At 69.1% G+C, this 2,940-nt stretch carries 4 protein-coding genes and 1 tRNA gene; 3 read left to right on the top strand and 2 right to left on the bottom strand.

The window, feature by feature from the left end; all coding sequences use genetic code 11:
* The first annotated feature begins 137 nt into the window (after nt 1-137).
* The 3 genes from D7X32_RS43945 (at nt 138) to D7X32_RS43935 (ending at nt 1,890) form a co-directional block, all read left to right on the top strand.
* Nucleotides 138-211: transfer RNA gene (locus tag D7X32_RS43945), tRNA-Gln, on the top strand.
* Nucleotides 212-267: 56 nt separating this feature from the next.
* Entirely contained in the window at nt 268-798 is a 531-nt protein-coding gene (locus tag D7X32_RS43940) for a non-proteolytic archaemetzincin-like protein (protein WP_120608419.1), read from the top strand.
* 138 nt (nt 799-936) lie between these two features.
* Nucleotides 937-1,890 (top strand): TolB family protein, encoded by a 954-nt coding sequence (locus tag D7X32_RS43935; protein WP_306414728.1) that lies wholly within the window; start codon nt 937-939, stop codon nt 1,888-1,890.
* Here the strand turns inward: D7X32_RS43935 and D7X32_RS43930 are convergent.
* Together D7X32_RS43930 and D7X32_RS43925 are read right to left on the bottom strand one after the other, a co-directional pair.
* The gene (locus D7X32_RS43930; protein ID WP_120608417.1) at nt 1,887-2,426 is read right to left on the bottom strand and encodes a DUF3592 domain-containing protein; all 540 of its coding nucleotides are present in this window, start codon (nt 2,424-2,426) and stop codon (nt 1,887-1,889) included. The two genes, D7X32_RS43935 and D7X32_RS43930, sit on opposite strands and share 4 nt — an antisense overlap.
* 15 nt (nt 2,427-2,441) lie before the next feature.
* Nucleotides 2,442-2,867, bottom strand: a complete 426-nt coding sequence (locus tag D7X32_RS43925) for a DUF3592 domain-containing protein (protein WP_120608416.1) — start codon at nt 2,865-2,867, stop codon at nt 2,442-2,444.
* Between the last annotated feature and the right edge of the window lie 73 nt (nt 2,868-2,940).

Below are 2,940 nucleotides of genomic sequence, written 5' to 3'. Positions count from 1 at the left end.
CCCGCCCCCCGAGTGGCGCCGGGAGGAGAGTGATCCACCCCCCGTACTCCACGGCGAAGGGGGCCCATCGTCAGAGTGGGTTCCCGCGCCCGTCAAAGTGCCGTAGTATCGGCCCACGAGTACGCGTGCGAACCTGCTGGGGCGTCGTCTAATGGCAGGACGTCAGACTTTGACTCTGATTATCAAGGTTCGAATCCTTGCGCCCCAGCCACTCCGCTCCGGGGGGACGCGGTCAACGTCCGTCCGGAGGTAGAAGGCGGTGGGCTGATGCCGCAGAAGACGCTCCTGCTGGTCACCGTGGGCAGTCCACCGTCCGCGATCGTGAATGCCTTGCAGGAACCGCTGGCGACGCACCTGGGCGTCAGCGCGGTCGTGAGCCGGATGGCGCTGTCCTCCCCGGCCTACGCCTTCAACAAGGACCGCAGCCAGTACCACTGCAACGCCATCATGCGCCGGCTGGGCACGGTGTTGGACGACGCGCCCCAGGAGCTGGTGATGGGCGTGACGGACGCGGACCTGTTCGAACCGGACTCGCCCTTCGTCTTCGGCCAGGCGGACCGGGAGTCCAAGGTCGCGGTGATGAGCCTGTTCCGGCTGCGCCAGGGCGCGGAGGGCGAAACGCTCCGCCGCCGCGTGCAGGTGGAGGCGGTGCATCAGGCCGGGCACCTCATTGGCCTGTCGTACTGCGAGGACTCGCGCTGCGTGATGTTCTTCCCGCAGTCCCCGCAGGACATCGACCGCAAGTCGCTGGGCCCCTGCAACGTCTGCCGCAACGAACTGAACCGCCTCAACCGCTGAACGCCCGTGCGCGCTCCCGGACACGGGCGCGCGTGAATGCCGCCGGGTGCGTTGACGTCCTGTCCCGCGCGCCCTGTAGTCTGCCGGGCGCGGTGCGTGTGACAGGGCCGGCACAGCGGGAGACAGAGGATGATGGGCATGCGGCGATGGCTCGGTGGCGTGGTGGCGGTGGGGTTGTTGGGAGCGTGCGAGCCCCTGGACGGAGGCGGTGGCGGCACCGGAGGTGACGTCCTCTTCGACCGGGGCTTCGCCTTCGTTCGCGACGACCGGAACGTCTACGTGGTGGACGACGACGGTGACCCCAACAGCCCGCAGCGGCTGACGACGGCTGGCGGCGCGTACACGCCCTCCATCTCCAAGAACGGCAACAGCATCGTGTTCGTGCAGCGCTCGGGCAGCACGTCGTCCATCCAGACGGTGCCCACCACGGGCGGTCCGGTGGCCACGCTGCTGAGCACCAACGACGCGGCGTGCGGCGCGTGCACCAACTTCCGCGGGCCCACCTTCAGCCCGGATGGCCGCACCATCGTGTTCGCGTTCGACCGGGGCTCGGGGTCGGTGAGCTCGCTGGGCCGCATCGCGGCGGATGGCAGTGGCTTCGTGGAGCTGACGCCCGGCACCACCATCGCGTACGGCGCGCCGTCCTTCTTCCCCAGCGGGAACACGGTGGTGGCGCCCGCGGGCAACAACACCTTCCAGCTCGACCAGCTCGCGTTCGTGCCGGTGGGCGGCGGCAGCGCCACCTACGTGCGGCTGGGCAACGAGGTGCTGGCCATCGCGAACCGCGCGGTGGTGTCGCCGGATGGGCGGCAGGTGGCGCTGGACGGGCGGCTGTCATCCGGCAGCACGCGCATCTTCGTGGGCAACGTGACGGCCGCGGGCATCAGCGGCTCCCTGCGACGGCTGACGGACTACACCTCCAGCACCGTGCAGGAGAGCTTCCCCAGCTGGACGAGCAGCACGGAGCTGGGCTTCCTCTTCAACGACTCCGGCGGTGACCCCAGCATCTACCGCGCGCCGGTGTCCTCCACGGCCAGCTCCGTGACGCTCGCGGTGCCCGCCGCGAACGAGCCCTTCTACGGGCCCAACTAGTACGCGCCGGATTGCCGCTGCTGCCCGGTGGGAAGCGGCTTCCCGCGCGGTGGCGGCTCGTCGTAGGTCCGCAGCCTGCCCGCGGGCGTGGGCCCGCGCGGCGCGGGGGCCTTCTTCGAAGGCGCGTTCATCATCACGATGATGGCCAGGGACATGAAGACCACCAGGCCGAATACCCCGGTCAGGACGGCGAAGAGCCCCACCTCCGCGCCCACGCGCTGGTGCCGGTGGGGATTGTCCGGCAGGTAGAGGACCTCCAGGGAGTCGCCCTCGGAAGCGCGCTGGGACAACAGCCCGTTCCGGTGCTCCTTGTACTCGCCGCGGATCTCCGACCCGTCCGGCTGGGGGAAGACGTACTCCACGATGCGGTGCTTCCCGTTCGTCCAGCTTCTGCGGATGCGGACCACCTCGCCACGGGCGTGCAGTCCCTGCTCCCGCAGCTCCAGGGTGAGCTGATGCTGGAGCAACAGCCGCACCATCATCACCAGGGGGGCTCCCACGAGGAACACCACCATCAGGACCGCGTTCATGGGCATGGCGTCTCTCCCAGGCTACGGCTGGTGCTTCAGCATCCTGAACACGGGAGTGATGAGGAAGAGCATGAAGAAGCACGTCAAGAAGACCGTCCGCGCCAGACCGGCCTCCTGGCCCACGAGCTGGTGCTTCCGTGGGTCTTCCGGCAGGTAGCTCAGCTCCAGCGCGTCCCCCACCTGGGGGTTGGGGCGGGACTTCTTCTTGTCGTGCTGGTAGTCGCCGCGAACCTCCGGGGCGCCTGGGGGGCGGAAGGCGTACTCCACCCTCCAGTAGGTGGTGCCGTCATCCTTCTCGTCTTCGGCGCGGACCACCTTCGCCTTCGTGTGCACCCCGCGCTCGAGCAGCTTCTGGGTGAGCAGGTACGGACGCCAGGCCCACACCACCCCCACCAGCGGGACGACCCCGATGCACACCACGTCGAAGACGACCTTCGCCAGGTTCATGGGGTTCCGGCTCCTGTCCGGACATCTGGGGTCGCGAAGGGCATGGCGGCGCTCAGGATGACGGGGGTGGGGA

The organism is Corallococcus carmarthensis (assembly GCF_003611695.1).
In the GTDB taxonomy this organism is placed as follows: Bacteria; Myxococcota; Myxococcia; order Myxococcales; family Myxococcaceae; genus Corallococcus; species Corallococcus carmarthensis.
This window is presented reverse-complemented; position numbering and strand designations above follow the sequence as displayed.